The 14,691-nt window shown below is 68.0% G+C and carries 13 protein-coding genes; 2 read left to right on the top strand and 11 right to left on the bottom strand.

Going from position 1 to position 14,691, the window contains the following annotated elements; translation table 11 throughout:
• Positions 1 to 21 precede the first annotated feature (21 nt).
• From K7W41_RS06235 to K7W41_RS06185, 11 genes are all read right to left on the bottom strand, one after another.
• On the bottom strand, positions 22 to 714 hold the full coding sequence (locus tag K7W41_RS06235) for a DUF1345 domain-containing protein (protein WP_224605816.1): 693 nt from the start codon (positions 712 to 714) through the stop codon (positions 22 to 24).
• 884 nt (positions 715 to 1,598) lie between these two features.
• Entirely contained in the window at positions 1,599 to 2,939 is a 1,341-nt protein-coding gene (locus K7W41_RS06230; protein ID WP_224605814.1) for an MATE family efflux transporter, read from the bottom strand.
• Between the two features lie 277 nt (positions 2,940 to 3,216).
• Positions 3,217 to 3,582, bottom strand: coding sequence for a hypothetical protein (locus tag K7W41_RS06225; protein ID WP_224605811.1), 366 nt, complete (start codon positions 3,580 to 3,582; stop codon positions 3,217 to 3,219).
• A 178-nt stretch (positions 3,583 to 3,760) separates the two neighbouring features.
• Positions 3,761 to 5,194 carry a MocR-like pyridoxine biosynthesis transcription factor PdxR gene (gene pdxR / locus K7W41_RS06220; protein ID WP_224605807.1) on the bottom strand — a complete coding sequence of 478 codons (1,434 nt, stop codon included), beginning with the start codon at positions 5,192 to 5,194 and terminating at the stop codon, positions 3,761 to 3,763.
• A gap of 203 nt (positions 5,195 to 5,397) precedes the next feature.
• Positions 5,398 to 5,709 carry a hypothetical protein gene (locus tag K7W41_RS06215; RefSeq protein WP_224605804.1) on the bottom strand — a complete coding sequence of 104 codons (312 nt, stop codon included), beginning with the start codon at positions 5,707 to 5,709 and terminating at the stop codon, positions 5,398 to 5,400.
• A 522-nt stretch (positions 5,710 to 6,231) separates the two neighbouring features.
• Positions 6,232 to 7,290 carry a 3-isopropylmalate dehydrogenase gene (leuB, locus tag K7W41_RS06210; protein WP_224605800.1) on the bottom strand — a complete coding sequence of 353 codons (1,059 nt, stop codon included), beginning with the start codon at positions 7,288 to 7,290 and terminating at the stop codon, positions 6,232 to 6,234.
• 60 nt (positions 7,291 to 7,350) lie between these two features.
• Positions 7,351 to 7,845: a 3-isopropylmalate dehydratase small subunit gene (locus tag K7W41_RS06205; RefSeq protein ID WP_224605797.1), complete on the bottom strand. Its 495-nt coding sequence runs from the start codon at positions 7,843 to 7,845 to the stop codon at positions 7,351 to 7,353.
• Between the two features lie 10 nt (positions 7,846 to 7,855).
• On the bottom strand, positions 7,856 to 8,194 hold the full coding sequence (locus tag K7W41_RS06200; RefSeq protein ID WP_224605795.1) for a hypothetical protein: 339 nt from the start codon (positions 8,192 to 8,194) through the stop codon (positions 7,856 to 7,858).
• Between the two features lies 1 nt (position 8,195).
• Complete coding sequence (locus K7W41_RS06195) at positions 8,196 to 9,431, bottom strand: hypothetical protein (protein ID WP_224605792.1); 1,236 nt, start codon at positions 9,429 to 9,431, stop codon at positions 8,196 to 8,198.
• A 52-nt stretch (positions 9,432 to 9,483) separates the two neighbouring features.
• Positions 9,484 to 9,813, bottom strand: a complete 330-nt coding sequence (locus tag K7W41_RS06190; protein WP_224605790.1) for a hypothetical protein — start codon at positions 9,811 to 9,813, stop codon at positions 9,484 to 9,486.
• A 2-nt stretch (positions 9,814 to 9,815) separates the two neighbouring features.
• A complete protein-coding gene (locus tag K7W41_RS06185; protein WP_224605787.1) occupies positions 9,816 to 11,090 on the bottom strand; it encodes a homoaconitate hydratase family protein in 1,275 nt (424 codons plus the stop codon).
• A 201-nt stretch (positions 11,091 to 11,291) separates the two neighbouring features.
• Between K7W41_RS06185 and K7W41_RS06180 the strand changes: the two genes are divergently transcribed.
• Both K7W41_RS06180 and K7W41_RS06175 read left to right on the top strand, forming a co-directional pair.
• Complete coding sequence (locus K7W41_RS06180) at positions 11,292 to 11,879, top strand: hypothetical protein (RefSeq protein WP_224605784.1); 588 nt, start codon at positions 11,292 to 11,294, stop codon at positions 11,877 to 11,879.
• A gap of 90 nt (positions 11,880 to 11,969) precedes the next feature.
• On the top strand, positions 11,970 to 14,684 hold the full coding sequence (locus tag K7W41_RS06175; protein WP_224605783.1) for a COG1470 family protein: 2,715 nt from the start codon (positions 11,970 to 11,972) through the stop codon (positions 14,682 to 14,684).
• Positions 14,685 to 14,691 lie beyond the last annotated feature (7 nt).

The following is a 14,691-nucleotide window of genomic DNA, read 5'->3' as shown; positions in this document are numbered from 1 at the left end:
GACAGGCGCCGCCGGGCCCACCTACTTCAGGATGTTCACGGCGCGCGCCGCGACCAGCGTGATGGTCAGCAGGGCGATAAAGGACTGAAGCAGCATCAGCAGCTTGGCGCGGCCGGTCAGGGGCAGGGTATCGGTGGGGCTGAAGGCCGTGGCGTTCGTGAACGACAGATACAGGTAGTCCCAGAAGTCAGGCGTCCAGTTCTTCTGCGCGAACTCGGGGTTTGACAGCTGCGGAAAGAGAAAATCCCCGTGGCGGCGGAGGTTCAGGCGCCGCTTGGCCGGCCCCCCCCGGTCCATTTCCCAGTACCACATGCCAAACCCGATCACGTTGGTGATCCACAGCTTCAGCGCGTTCTCCAGCAGCACAATGCCGTCGGCGGCCTTGCCATGAAGCAGCGCGCTGATCAGCAGCAGCAACGAGAGCAGGTTAAAGAAGTTCACGGTGGCGATCAGCAGAATGTTGAAGGTGCGCACCGGCAGCGTTTCCTGGTCGTGCCGGGTAAATGCGGCCACGGTGAACGGCACCAGCAGCAGCAGTTCCAGGGCCGGCACCAACCCGTTGGGGCCCACGGTGAAGCGCTCGGCCAGCGTCAGTTGCAGCGCCAGAATGCCCAGCACGGCCAGCACCGGGGGCCAGCGCTGCTCTGGACCGTGGTCCACCCGACCAAAAAACGCGTAGCACCTGACCACAAACCGGGGAATTCTTGTCATCATGTTTCACTTCCTGCGCTGTGGGTGTGTGGCGTGAGCCCGGCATCAACACAATCAGGTGGGCCGCGCTGACCCGCCCGATTCCTGTGGCGCAGCGCCAGGTTCAGGAGGGTGGACGCCGCAGTCATCGGGTCAAAGCCCCTCGCCCGGCAGGGCCAGCAGTCCAGGCCCGCGCCCCCGTGCAAAGCCTCGCCCCGCCGAACCCACCAGGGCCAGCCACCCCGTGCCCTTCACGTCCACCGCGAACAGGGCGGAGGACCTGCCCATGAGCCGCAGTTGCGCGGGCATGGCCTGACCGCCGCCAACCTGGGCACCCCCAGGCGAGGACGTGGCAACGCCCCGCATCCGGATTCTGTCTGTTGCTGGAAAGCCGTCTCTCTTACCTTCGCCTCGGGTCGAAAAAACTCCGTAACACGTCACGGGCTTTTTCGGAAGCCGGATCAGGCCATCGTCGCGGGCGCCCGTCATCACGCCCGGCCCCAGCGGCGACTTGGCCCGGATGTGTTCTGGCAAAAGGTCAGAGGTGGCCGTCATCACATTCCCTTTCTGGAACTGGACCACAGCCACTTCAGGCGCAGATGAAGTGCCCCTGCCGCCTCTGCCGGTCGGACGCCACCCCGGGCTTGCCTTCCCGGGTGGGAATGAGGTTTGCGGCCCTCAGCCCTGAAAACAGCGGGCCTTCTCACCCCGGGGATTCCCCTCATGGCTCTGGGGCGAGCGCCGGGAGTGTCAGCGACTTGGGGGCCGTGGAGAGGTCCCCCGTGAGCTTCAGAGACTGGCCGCCGCTGTCAGCAGGAACACGGCGACGTGGAGTTCCCCTTGACACGGTAGGGGCCTGCTGGTGACCCCGAACGCCAAACTGTCTCGACGCGCTCGGCGTCTTCCGGTCAGAGCGTGACCCGGCGCCAGCGGCCCGAGGCGAAGCGCCAGCCATACGCCCCGGCGGCAAAGACCAGAAACAGCAGTGCCGAGCCCCACGCGCCCGCCACGCCGTAGCGTGGGGCCAGCCACCACGCGCCCAGCACCATCACCAGCCACGCGCCCGCCAGGGTCACCAGCAGGCGAAATCGGGTGTCGCCCGCGCCGCCCAGCGCCCCGCCCAGCACAATCGCCACGCCGTCCAGCACCTGATAGGCCGCCATGATCGCCAGCACGGTGGTCCCCAGGGCCAGCACCTCGGGGCTGCGGTTAAACAGGCCGATCAGGGGCCCGGGAATCAGCAGGAACAGGGCGCCCAGCACGCCCATCAGGGCGGCTGCCACCCCGGCCCCGCGCCAGCCGATGCGGGTGGCAATGTCCGGGCGGCCCGCCCCCATCGCCCGCGACAGCAAGCTCCCCGTGGCCGAGGCCAGCGCGAACGCGGGCAAAAAGCCCAGGCTGGCCAGTTGGTTGGCAATCTGCGAGGCCGCCAGTTCGGTGGGCCCCAGCCGCGAGATCACGCCCTGAAAGACCGTAAAGGCGCTGACCTCGGCCAGTTCGGTCAGCCCGGCTGGCAGGCTGACCCGGCCCAGGCGGCGCCACTCGTCCCGCGTGGGGCGCACCAGCCGGAAGGGGCCGTAGGCCGGGCCATGCAGGCGGCGCAGCAGCACCAGTGCCAGCGCGTTTTGCAGGCCCACCGCCAGCACGGCGGCCCAGGCCGCCCCCGCCACCCCCCAGCCAAAGCCAAAGACAAACAGCACCGCCAGCGCGGCGTTCACGGCCACCACCAGCCACGCCAGCAGCATGGGCGTGCGGGTGTTGCCCAGCCCCACCATCACCGACAGGGCGGCGCTGCCCAGCATCACCAGCGGAATCTCCCAGGCGCGGATGTGAGCGTAGGTGCGCGCCACAGCGGCGATTTCCGCATCTGGGCGCAGCAGGGCGAACAGGGTGTCCAGCAGCCACGGCGCCAGCAGCGCCAGCGGCACCCCCAGCAGGCCACACGACAGAAACACGCTGGCCCAGCGGCGCACCCCGGCCGGGTCGCCCGCGCCCAGCGCCCGCGCCACAAAGGTGGCGGCGGTGTTCAGGCTGCCGCGCAGCAGCAGCACCAGCGTCAGCAGGCACAGGCTGGCAAACCCCACGGCGCCCACCTCGACCACGCCCAGGCGGCCCATCAGCAGCGTGTCGGTAAAGCCCACGGCCGTGTAGGCGAGGTTCGAAAGCATCAGCGGCCCCGCCAGGCGCAGCAATTCGCGAGTGCTGCCCTGGGGCGCAGTAGGAAGAGCAGACGGGGCAGGCACAGACACGCCCGGTACGGTAGTGCATTCGGGGGGTACGGGAGGACGGAGGGACCCCGCGCCTGTCCAGCGATGAGGGCTGCGGCAGGGGGTTGGCAGGAAGGCAGGAGTCCAGGGCGTTCTGCCCAGTTCTCTGCCACAAGACCCGGTGACGAGACCCTGTTTTGATTCAAAGGGACACGTTCAGCGCAGCGTCATTCTGGTCCTATGCAGCCGCCGCCCCTCTCCCCCGCCCGACCAACTTCGGCTGAACTCTTCTTCAGCCCCGCCGCATCAAGCCCGCCTTTTACTGCCGGGCCTCTTTGATGTCCAGCTTGCCGCTGAATTTGCTGTATTCCACGACCAGTTCGTACTTGCCCTGCGCGCCGTTGGCGAGCACATTCAGGCCCCAGTCGCCCTTGGGACACAGCTGTCCGGCCACCTGCACGCCCCGGGGGTCCAGCAGGCGCAGCGTCACGGTGCCCCGGTCCACATGGCACGCGCCGCGCACGCCCAGGGTCTGCTTTTCATCGAAGGCGTTAAAGCCGTAGCGGCTTTCGCCCGTGGCGTTCAGCATGTAGGTGGGCGTCAGCGTCACGTAGCCAAAGCGCAGGCCGAACGTGAAGTACATCAGCGTCAGGACCAGGGCCAGAGCAGCAATCAGCAACCGCATTCCCCTGAGTGTACCCCGTCTGAAGGCCGCGTGAAGATGCTCCCCCCAACAGGCTAAGTAGATCGCTGTTGATCTTTAGATCAACCGAGCGGAGCGAGAGGCGAAAAAAGGACCTCGCACCGAGAATGGAAACGTTTCGGCGCTCTTCTGAAACGTTGGAATGGGAGGGGCGAGGTCCTTAGCCGCGCCCCGGCCCACCCCCCAGGGCCGCCGCGAGCCGCGCGGCGCCGTCGCGCAGGGCGCCCTCCGGCAAATGCGCAAAGCCCAGCAGCAGCGCGGGTGGATGAGGCCCCTGGGCCAGCGGCCCCACCGGGCTGAGGCCCACCCCGTTGCGGGCCGCGCGGGCCAGCACCTCGGCCTCGGTCCAGCCGGGGGGCAGCGGCAGGTACAGGTGCAGGCCCGCTGTGGCGGGTGCCGGGTGCCAGCCGGGCAGCGCAGCAGCCAGGGCCGCGCGCAGCACCCCGTGGCGCCGGGCGATCACCTCGTGGGCGCGGCGCAGGTGACGGCTGTAGGCGCCGCTGCCCAGCACGTCGGCCAGGGCCAGGGCGTCCAGGCGCCCCGGAAAGCGGTCGGTGAGGGGGCGGGTGGCGGCCAGCACGCGCAGCACCTCGGGCGGGGCCACCAGAAAGCCGCTGCGGGTGACCGGCGCCAGACTCTTGCTGAAGCTGCCCAGCAAGATCACCTGTTCGGGGGCCAGCCCCTGCAGCGCGGCGGGCGGGCGCCCGGTGTGGTGCAGGTCGGCAGCGTAGTCGTCTTCGAGAATAAAGGCCCCGGCGCCGCGCGCCCAGGCAATCAGGGCCTGGCGCCGCGCGGCTCCCAGGGGCGCGGCCGTGGGGTACTGGCACCCGGGCGTCACGTAGGCCAGGGTGGCGCGCGCCGGCAGGCCCCCAGGTTGCAGCCCGTGGGGGTCCACCGGCACCGGCACCACCTCTGCCCCGGTGGCGGCCAGCGCCGCGCGCGCGCCCGGATAGGTGGGATCTTCCACGGCGGCGACCCGTCCTGGCTCCAGGAACACGCGGGCCAGTGCGTCCAGCGCGCTCTGGGTGCCGCCGGTGAGCATCACCATGTCCGGCGTGACCTGCGCGCCGCGTTCGGCGTTCAGGTGGGCGGCCAGGGCGCGGCGGGTGGCCAGCGGCCCCAGGCTGCCGGCGTCCTCGTGGGCGGGCAGGTCGGCGGCGCGCCGGGCCAGGGCCTGGGTCCAGGCGCGTTCGGGGTACAGCTCGGGAACCGGCTGGCCCACGCGGAAATCCACGGCGAAGGGGCCGCCGGCTTCCTCGACCTGCCCGCTCAGGGCCCGCTGCGCCCAGCGGCTCAGGGGCAGGGTGGCCGGGCGCGGCGCGGCGGCCCCCAGGGGCGGCGCGGCAATCACTGTGCCGCTGCGGCCCTGGGCACGCACGTAGCCCTCGGCCTGCAACTGCTCCAGGGCGTCCACCAGCGTATTGCGCGACACCCCCAGGGCCTCGGCCAGCCGGCGGTGGCCGGGCAGGCGCGTGCCCTCGGGCACCAGGCCGCGCGCCGCCGCTTCGCGCAGGGTGCGGGCCACCAGCGCGCGCCGGGTCTCGCCGGGCTGCGGGATCAGCGGCGGCAGGCGCTCCAGCCACGCGTCACTCATGCTGGCCCCGGGGAGCGCTTCGAGCAGTTGACATCAAGAGGATGTGGGGTCTCGACCCTTTCCCCTCGTGGGACTCGAAGAGCTGCGCCGCAGAAAGGGCCTCGCGCAGCGAGGGGCGAGGGGGTTCTTTGGTCAACTGCTCGAGAGGGAGCAAGGCCAGTGGGCATCGCCATGCCCGTTCGTTCCAGGGGGTGCCGTCCAATTCAAGCGCCTCGCAATTCGCGCGCCAGCCACTCGGTGCGGCCACCTTCGGCTTCCAGGGCGGGCCCGGCCAGCGCCAGAAAGCGGTCCCGCGCGGCCTCGGCGTCGGCCCGGGTGATGCCGTGGGCCGCCGGGTCCCGCAGGAGGGCCTGCAGCAGTGGGGCCACGGGGGTCTGGGGGTAGACGCGGTCCCCCACCGTCACGTCGGCTGACCAGCGCAGCAGCCAGTCCAGTGCGTAGGGGGCCGGTTCCAGCACGCAGCCACCGGGGTAGGGAATGCGGCCGGGGGCGGGGAAGGTGACAGGGCCAGTCATGGGCTCAGGATGGGGGAGTGGGTGGGTTGGGGAACAGGAGGGGCGTTACGTGGGACGCAGGAAAAGGGGCCGGGCTGGGCGACGTGGTCCGGTGGTGGGGGGGGTTTGGTAAAGCTGCGGACGTTGCCCCACCCCCCAGCCCCCTACCCCAGAGGGGCAGGGGGAGCGACGCTGCGCTGGGCAAGAGTTTCTACTGCTGTTGGCAGTCTTGCTCCATTCGGTGACGTGTCTGGCCTCGACGCCATCCGCTGATGACGCGCAATGGCCCGCGCGCTGCGCGCCCAAGAGCGAGTGAGCCTACGTCACCGAATCAAGATGAGCGAGGGGCCGCCCCCGAGCGGGTGGGGCCACATTCGACGGCCTCGTCTGGACCTGGGCGGGAATGGGGCAAGAAGACTTGGTGCGGCCCAGAAAGTTCTACTTTCAAAAGCACCACAACGCGCGCCGTCTTCTCCTGCGCTGTTCCCACTTCTTACTTTCCACTCACCACTCCCCTCCCCCGCGCACCGCTTCCCGCCTCCCTCACCCCACCGCTGGCGAGGTCTCCAGCGCGCGCAGGACCGCGCGGGTGAACGTCTGCGTGTCGGCCTGCCCGCCCAGGTCGCGGGTGGGGTGCTGGCGCAGGGCCAGGGCCACGGCGCGGTCCACCTGATTGGCGGCGTCTGGGCGTTTGAGGCTGTGGCGCAGCAGCATGGCGGCGCTCTGAATGGCGGCGGCTGGGTTGGCGACGCCCCGACCCGCAATATCCGGCGCGCTGCCGTGGATGGGCTCAAACAGCCCGGCGCCGTCGCCCAGCGAGGCACTGGGCATCAGGCCCAGGCTGCCGGGAATCACGGCGGCCAGGTCCGAGAGAATGTCTCCGAACAGGTTCTCCGTGACGATCACGTCATACCGGCTGGGGTTGGCCACGATCAGCATGGCCACCGAATCCACGTATTCGTGGTTCAGGTGAATGGAGCGGTGCTCGCGGTCCCGCAGGGCCTGCACGTCGCGGCGCCACAGCTCGGAGACCTCCAGCACGTTCGCCTTGTCCACGCTGGTCACGCGGCCCTTGCGCTGCTCGGCGGCCCAGAAGGCCACCTTGGCCACCCGCTCCACTTCCGGGGTGGTGTAGCGCATGGTGTTGTAGGCCGTCTCCCCCTCGATCCGGCGGTCGCCGTCAAAGTAGATGCCGCCCAGCAGCTCGCGCACAATCAGGATGTCCACGCCCCGCGCCAGTTCGGGTTTGAGGGGCGAGAGGTGTTCCAGACCCGGCTGCACCCGCACCGGGCGCAGGTTGGCGTAGCACCCCAGTGCCTTGCGCAGCGCCAGCAGGCCGGATTCCGGGCGCAGGTGCCGGGGCAGGCGGTTCCAGGGGCTGTCATGCGCGCCGCCCACGGTGCCCAGCAGTACGGCGTCGGCGTCCTGCAGGGCGTCGCGGGTGCGCTGGGGAAAGGGGTCGCCGTGGGCCTCAAAGGCGCCGCCGCCGATGGCGTGTTCCTCAAGGGTCACGTCGGGCGCCACTTCGCGCAGCACCTGGGCGGCCGCTGCGGTCACTTCGGGGCCAATGCCGTCGCCGGGCAGGGTGATGATCTTGGGCATGGAAAGCTCCTTTTGGGGGATGTGGGGAGTAGGGAGTGGGAAGTGGGAAGGGATGAAGACCTAGACCTGCCGGGCCACGCCCTCTTTCATGTATTCCAGCCAGCCGCCGGCCCTTTGCACGTCGAGGGCAAACTGGGGGACCGGCACAAAGCGCAGCGTCTGCCCGGTGCGGGTGTTCGTGACGGTGCCGCCCGTCAGGTCCAGTTCGGCCGGGTCGCCGTCCTGAAAGGCCTCGACAATCCCCTCGCATTCCAGGGCCAGGAAGCCGTTATTGATGGCGTTGCGGTAAAAGATGCGCGCGAAGTTGGGGGCGATCACGGCCCCCACCCCCGCGCCGCGCAGGGCCCACACCGCATGCTCGCGGCTGGAGCCGCAGCCGAAATCCGCCCCCGCCACGATGATGTCGCCCGGCTGCAACCGCTTCACAAAGTCCTTGTCGTAGTCCTCCATCGCGTACTTGGCCAGTTCGGCCTCCACGTCGGTGGTGAGGTGGCGGGCGGGAATGATCTCGTCGGTGTTGATGTGGTTGCGGCCAAAGACGTGAACCGTGGGCATAGGGGGCTCCTTAAACAGAGGCGAAAGAGGCCAGGAGGGCGGTGGGCAGCCCCGTGGCGGGCAGGCCCAGCACCGGCCACATGGCCGGGCGCTCGCGGCGCAGCACCATGGCCGCGATCAGGCACAGCAGCCACAGCAGCGGCCAGAGAAGCAGCGTGTAGGGAACCGGCAGGTGGGACCACATGCCCGATTCCGCCAGGGTGTGCCGGATCAGCAGGGCGGCCGGAACGCCCACCAGCACGCTGCTCAGCAGGGCCTGATCCCGGGCGGCCCGCCAGCGCCACAGGCCGTAGCCCACCCAGGCGGCCCACAGGGCGGCGCCCAGGGTGAACAGGCCGCCCAGGGTCATCTCAGGCGTCTCCGGGGGCGAAGGCGCGTAGTTCTTCGGGCAGTTCTTCGTCGTACAGGTCGCGCCACGCCGCGCCGTCAAAACTCACCTCGGACTCCATGAAGGTCTGGGCCAGGGGATCGGGGTCGCGTAGGGCGTCGGTGGGAATGTCCAGGCGCACGGCCACGGGCACAGGGAGGGCCTGGCCCTCGGAGAGACGCAGCTCTTCGGCAAAAGTGGAGGTGAGGAGTTCGGTGGTCCAGGCCGCCCAGGCGGCGGGATCGCCCGCGCCCGTGGCCTCGCGCAGTTCGGTGCGCAGACGCTCGTGATCTTCTTCCGGCACTTCGCCGTCATCCCATTCGATGCGGCCGTCGGCGTGCACGGTCACCGCCACCGTCTCCAGGTCGAATATCTGCGCCAGTTCGGGTGGCAGGCCGTCTTCTACCGCCTCGCCGTCCTCGTAGGACACCCACGTTTCGCCGTCCAGCGTGTAGCCCGCGCCGCCGTCCTGCGGGGTCACCTCCACATTGCCCAGGGTGGCAAACGCCATGTTCATGAGGGAATGCAGCGGTGCGGGGCGGCGCAGGTCGAAGGTCACGCGCTTGGCCTGGGGGCTCGGGGCGCCGTCATCGTCCACCGCGTCGCGGTGCAGCTCCAGCCATTCGGTGTCGGTGTCGCCGCACCACTCGCGCGCCAGGGTCTCCAGGGGCTCCAGCAGGTCAGTGGGCGGCTCGGGCTCCAGGTCCACGCGGCCCTCGCGCCACACCTCGGCGCGCACCGTGGCCACCACCTCACCCTGCAGACTGGCCGCCGGGTGCTGCATCAGATACTGCACGGACCGGCGCGGGTCAGCGTTGGCCGGAAACGACTGCCACTTCTGCCCGTCAAAGGAGTGCTGCTCCTCGCGCACGCGCACCCGGCCGCCCTGGATGCGCAGGTCGCGGTCCTCGGGCTGAGCGCCCAGGGCCAGTTCGCCCACAAAGCGGCGGTAGGCCGGCACCGGAATGGTCTCGACGTCCTCGGCAGTGTCCAGAAAGCGGTCCACGCCCCCATGCAGCACCAGCCGAGTGCGGTACGCGGTGTTCCAGGCTTCGCCGTACGGGTGGGCCAGTTTCAGGGCGGCGGTCAGCTGCTCGCGCAGCCGCGCGTCTTCAGGCGCCCGGGTGAAGGTCAGCGTGCCCTCGGCGTCCATGTGCGCTTCAAAGGGATGCACGGCGGGCATCAGGCCCAGTTGTTTGCGGCGTTTGGCTTCTCCCATAGCGGTTAGCTTAGACCGTGGGCCGCCCGGTTCGCGGCGCGCCGCTGCGGGCCTAGCCCCGGCGCACGGACAGCGCCCATACCACCAGCGCCAGCGCGATGGGCAGCACGGGGTGAATGCCCAGGGCCACCAACCCGGCCAACACCAGAGCGGCGCTGGCGGCCAGCCCGGCCTTGCCCGCCACAGACCAGAACGGCACCCCGGGCCGCCACCAGACCATAAAAAGCAGCAGTGTGGGCATCAGGACGAGGCCGCCGGGCAGGGCCTGGGCCGCCCGCCTGGACAGCGGGAGGGCCTTTTCGAAGCCCAGCAGGCGAAAGGCCAGCAGCACGCAGCCGATGAAGTACAGGCCCACGGGCCCCAGGGGGAGTGGCGAGTCCACGGTTAATCGGCTGCATTATACTCACGCGGATCGCTGATAAAGCCCGCAATGGCGCTGGCAGCCACCGTGGCGGGGCTGGCGAGGTAGATCTGCGCCGAGGGGTCCCCCATGCGGCCCACGAAGTTGCGGTTGGAACTGGAAATACATACGTCGTCCGGGCCTAATACCCCGGAGTGCATCCCCAGGCAGGCGCCGCAGCTGGGGTAGCTCACACTGGCGCCCGCGTCCACGAAGACCTCCAGCAGTCCTTCCTGCGCCGCCTGCTTCCAGATGGCCTGGGTGGCGGGCACCACGATCATCTGCACGCCGTCGGCAATGCGCCGCCCCCGCAGAATGCGCGCCACGTCCCGCAGGTCGCTGATGCGGCCGTTGGTGCAACTGCCCACGTAGGCGTGCGTCACCGCAATGCGGTCGCTGCCGGCCACGCGCCCGTTGCTGGGAATGTGCGGGTAGGCCACCGTGGGCTCCACGGCACTGGCGTCCACCTCCACCACCACCTTGTAGCTGGCGTCCGGGTCAGAGTGGTACTCGGTGTACTGATCCGGCGTGACGCCGCGCGCCGCCATGTAGGCCCGCGTGGTGTCATCCACCGCCACGATGCCGGTCTTGCCACCCGCCTCAATCGCCATGTTGGTGAGGGTGAAGCGGCCTTCCATGTCCAGGGCGTCAATGTAGTCGCCCACCCACTCCATCGCCATGTAGTTCGCGCCGTCAGCCCCAATGCGCTTGATCACCTCCAGGACGATGTCCTTGGGGGTCACCCCCGGCTGCGTCTGGCCGGTCACACGAATCAGCATGGTTTCGGGCACCTTGAACCACACTTTGCCTGCGTAGATGGCCCCGGCGAGGTCGGTGGAACCCACCCCGGTGGCAAACGCGCCCAGCGCCCCGGCGTTGCAGGTGTGGCTGTCGCCACTGACCAGGGTCTGCCCGGGTTTCATCAGCCCCGTGTTTTCCAGCACCACATGGGCAATGCCGCCGCGCCCCACGTCGAAGAAGTGCTTGATGCCTTTTTCCTGCACCCAGCTCTTCAGTTTCTGGTACATCTTGGCGGCCTTGATGTTCATCGCGGGCACGGAGTGGTCCGGCACCGCCACGATCTGGTCGGGGTTGAACACCTGATCCATGCCGCGTTCTTCCAGCATGCGCAGGGCGGCGGGCGTGGTGATCTCGTGGCACAGTACCCAGTCGGTGCGGCACTCAATGAGCTGGCCGGGCACCACATGGTCGTGTCCGCTGTGGGCGGCCAGAATCTTCTCGGCAATCGTCATTCCCATATTTCCCCCCTGAACAAGAACACCCCCGGCACCTGTGTCTGGGCCGGGGGCGACGTACGCGAACGCTGGGCTGCGCTCAACGCCCCCAACAAAGAAGAAGGGTGGTGTGGGCGCTCAACATGGCGGCAGTGTACGGGGTGGGGGGAAGGGGAGCAGGAATTGGTGTAGATAGGCCGCCCCTAGGCACAGGAGGCAGCAGCTGTGACCCCCGCGCTTTACCCTGAACGGCCTGCCGGGTGCCCTGCCTGGCCGTGCCCATTGATGACTCTCCTGACGAAATCCATCCTTCCTCTGCTGGCGCTGTCCCTGCTGGCCGGCCGACACCGCTTTGCCCCGGCTCCTTTCGGCGGCATTGGCACCGCAGTGGTCACCGAACAGAGCGCCCTGGACCGCTGCATTCCTGTCGCCTGGACCTTGCTCGTGCTGGATGCAGCGACCAGGCAGGACCTTAGCACCACCCTGAAATACCGCACCTTGCTCAGCGGCAAAGTGCAGGAACAGGAGCGTGCCTTTGGTCCAGTCATCCTGAACAGCACCGCCCCACTGTTCCAGATTGTGATTTCACAGCAACCGGCCAATGACGGCCTGACGGTAAACGAGTTCACCTGCACGGCCACGGGCGAAACCGTGAAGCCACCGCCACAGCGCCGTCAGCTGAATGGACTTCGGGTGACGGTGGCCTATGGGAGCAGCTTCAGCCCCAGGGAGAAGAGCGGCAGGTCTTGTTCAGTGCCCCGGCCTTCTTCCCAGCCCTTAGCCAACTTCACTGATCCGAAACTGACGCCCTGACCTCCCCCAGTGGGTGGGGCCGGCATCCTCGCGTCTCAGGTCAAAGTTGCATGTTAAATCTTCTTTGGGCCATTAGAATCCTGAGCGCTGATGAAGAAGCTCCCCCTTTCTGCCGCCATGCTGGGCCTCACGGTGCTCCTCACCGCCTGTCCCCAACCCCTCCCCCCTACCCCTGAGACCAAGGTGGCCCTCACCGTCAACCTGAACGGCGTGACCTCGGCGCCCGTAAAGGTCACGAACACGACCACCAACACGGTGCTGTTTGATGGCCCCCTGGCCTCGGGCAAGACGTTCAGTGACCTGAGCAAAGACACGGTGCTCAAGGTAGAACCCGGGGCCGTGAATGGGTACACAGCCCCGGCCGCCCAGACGGTGACGCTGGACGCGAGCAAGACGGTGACGCTGGAGTATCAAGTGGTCAAGGCGCCGGGCAATGCGGTGAGCGCAACCAGCATTCAGGGCAACGTGACGGGCATTCCTTATGCAGGCACCGCCTTGCTGGCCACGAACGACGACTTCGACAGCCAGAACCCAGGCACCCTGAGCGCCAGCGGCACCCTGAGCCTGACCCTGACCAAAGCGCCGGATGTGGCTTCATTTGCGCTGGTGCCCACGTCCGGCAACGCCTGCACGTTTACCGGCACGGCCAGCACAAATCCCCGCGTCTCCCTGTTTTACGGCCTGGACATTCTGGGTGCCCAGGGCGATGTTCTGGGCAGCGTGACCGAGGCTGTGGTGGCGGGCGCGCCTTCCGGGAGCTTCATTGCCCGCCTGTACAGTGGCGCCGCAGCCACAATTAAAGGCGCAGTGGCTTGCGGCACCGATACCATTTCACTTGACCTGACCCTGCAAGCAGGTTGGAATGCCGTTGTTTACACGCCCTCAGATCGCTCGTTCTCCCTGAGCACGCCGGGCGACGCGGTGCGCACCGAACTGCGCGGTGAGATGTACAAGCCCAGCGTCACCGCCGTGCTGCCCCAGGCCGGCCTGACCTTTGCCAGCGACGCGCCCGTAACCGTGCCCGTGACCTTCTACCAGGACGGCGCGTTTAGCGGGCAGATCAGCCTGAGCACCAACGTGCCCGGCCTGACTGTTGAGCCGGCCACCCTGACCCTGCCGGCCCTGTCGGCCCAGAGCACGGGTGCCCAGGCGTATCTGCGTCAGCTGGGCTTGGCCCCCCAGCGCGTGAACACCAACCTGACCTTCCGCTACACGGGCGGCAATTACAGTGGTCCCTTCCGCCTCATCGCCAAGAACAGCGCTGGCGCCGAAGTCGGGGGCGGCAGCAGTACCCTGACGGTGCAGCGGGCCGGCATCAGTCTGTCGTTCCAGGGCTCCAACTCAGTCCTGCGGCCCAACAGCACGCTGGACCTCAACGTCAGCGCCTATAGCGTGGGTGGATTCACGGGCGACGTGACCTTCAGCGCCACCGACCTGCCGGCTGGCGTCACGGTCACGCCGGTCACCAAGACGCTCAACGGCGCCGCATTCGCCACCATTTCCCTCAAAGCCGCCGACGTGGTTCCCGGCACCTACAAAATCACTCTGACGGCCGACGGCGGCAATGGCCGCACGGCCAGCACCAAGGTGGACATCACTGTGCCCAAGCCCGGCGTCACGCTGTCAGTGTCCTCTTATGGGAGCGTGGCGGTTTACCAAGGCAGCGGGGGAACCGTTTCAGTTGATGTCAAGGGTGTTGAGGGCTTCTCTGGGGCCACCACCGTGACCCTCGCGGACCTGCCTGCCGGTGTGACTGCAACACCCAAATCAGTCACCGTGACCCAAGACGCCACGACGACCGTACAGATTCCCGTGCAGGTTGCAGCCGACGCCGGACTAGGCGAGGCGACAGTGCGTCTCACCTCGCCCGACCTCGCCGCCAACGCTCAGAACACCACGGCCACACTGAGCATTCGTCCGGCACGAACGCAACTGAGCGGCAGCGCCAGCCAGAGCATACGTGCCACAGAAGGCGTCTGGGCCGTGACTGGCGGTCAATACGACAACACAGCAGGCATCTACATGTCCACGCTGACCCGCTTTACCATGGGGGGTGCAGCTGCCACGGCCAGCGTGCCCGGTTCATCCCCGCACCTGATCACCACCACTGGCGGCGTGATCGCCGGCGAGGCCACAAAAGAAGTGCTGATCAGTGATGCTGGTACCAAAACAACCCTTCCGGCAGGCCCCAGCAATGTTGTGTCCATGAGCGATCAGACGGACAGCCAGGGCCGAGTCTGGCTGGTTCGCCGGGTGACCACTGGCATGGGCGGCTACACGGACACCCTGTCTGTCTGGACCCCCAGCACTGGGACACTACAGGATCTCAATGTTACGGCCAACTACGGTTACTCGGGCGGGCAGTTCATCCTCAGTCCGGACGGCAAGAGGGCGCTGTACCTCAGCGACTATGGGGGCGACAAGCTCAAGATTGATACGGTGACGGCAGCAGTCAGCAAGCTGACCCAGCTGGAGGGCGCGTCCAGTGGCGCCATAGCCAATGACGGGACCGTCTGGTTCAGCACCTACAGCCAGCTGGCCCGCATCAATGCAGACGACACGGTGACCAAATTCAATACCGGTGCTGGCCGCCTGAAGGGCTTTGACCTTAACAACCCAGGCGTGCTGTGGGGCGCTGATTCCAGTACCGTGTACCGGGTCAATGCGTCCACGGGCGCCGTCACGTCCACTACGATGGGCAACATCGCCTCGGTCGTTCTGGCGACCTCAGGGGGCCTCAACGTCGTCACATACGAATTTCTGGTGTCCGGCAACCGTCCTTCTTACCTGTCTTACCTGAAGTAAGAGCTCT

This window comes from Deinococcus multiflagellatus (genome assembly GCF_020166415.1).
Taxonomy (GTDB): Bacteria; Deinococcota; Deinococci; order Deinococcales; family Deinococcaceae; genus Deinococcus; species Deinococcus multiflagellatus.
This window is presented reverse-complemented; position numbering and strand designations above follow the sequence as displayed.

Excerpts from the sequence above, each read along its gene's own strand:
- K7W41_RS06200 (WP_224605795.1), bottom strand. The coding sequence starts at position 8,194 with ATGACCCTGGGCGGCCTGTTCACCCTGGGCGCCGCCCTGTGGGCCGCC.
- K7W41_RS06215 (WP_224605804.1), bottom strand. The coding sequence starts at position 5,709 with ATGACTGGCCCTGTCACCTTCCCCGCCCCCGGCCGCATTCCCTACCCC.
- K7W41_RS06205 (WP_224605797.1), bottom strand. The coding sequence starts at position 7,845 with ATGCCCACGGTTCACGTCTTTGGCCGCAACCACATCAACACCGACGAG.
- K7W41_RS06225 (WP_224605811.1), bottom strand. The coding sequence starts at position 3,582 with ATGCGGTTGCTGATTGCTGCTCTGGCCCTGGTCCTGACGCTGATGTAC.
- K7W41_RS06195 (WP_224605792.1), bottom strand. The coding sequence starts at position 9,431 with ATGGGAGAAGCCAAACGCCGCAAACAACTGGGCCTGATGCCCGCCGTG.
- leuB (WP_224605800.1), bottom strand. The coding sequence starts at position 7,290 with ATGCCCAAGATCATCACCCTGCCCGGCGACGGCATTGGCCCCGAAGTG.
- K7W41_RS06235 (WP_224605816.1), bottom strand. The coding sequence starts at position 714 with ATGATGACAAGAATTCCCCGGTTTGTGGTCAGGTGCTACGCGTTTTTT.
- pdxR (WP_224605807.1), bottom strand. The coding sequence starts at position 5,194 with ATGAGTGACGCGTGGCTGGAGCGCCTGCCGCCGCTGATCCCGCAGCCC.
- K7W41_RS06185 (WP_224605787.1), bottom strand. The coding sequence starts at position 11,090 with ATGGGAATGACGATTGCCGAGAAGATTCTGGCCGCCCACAGCGGACAC.
- K7W41_RS06175 (WP_224605783.1), top strand. The coding sequence starts at position 11,970 with ATGAAGAAGCTCCCCCTTTCTGCCGCCATGCTGGGCCTCACGGTGCTC.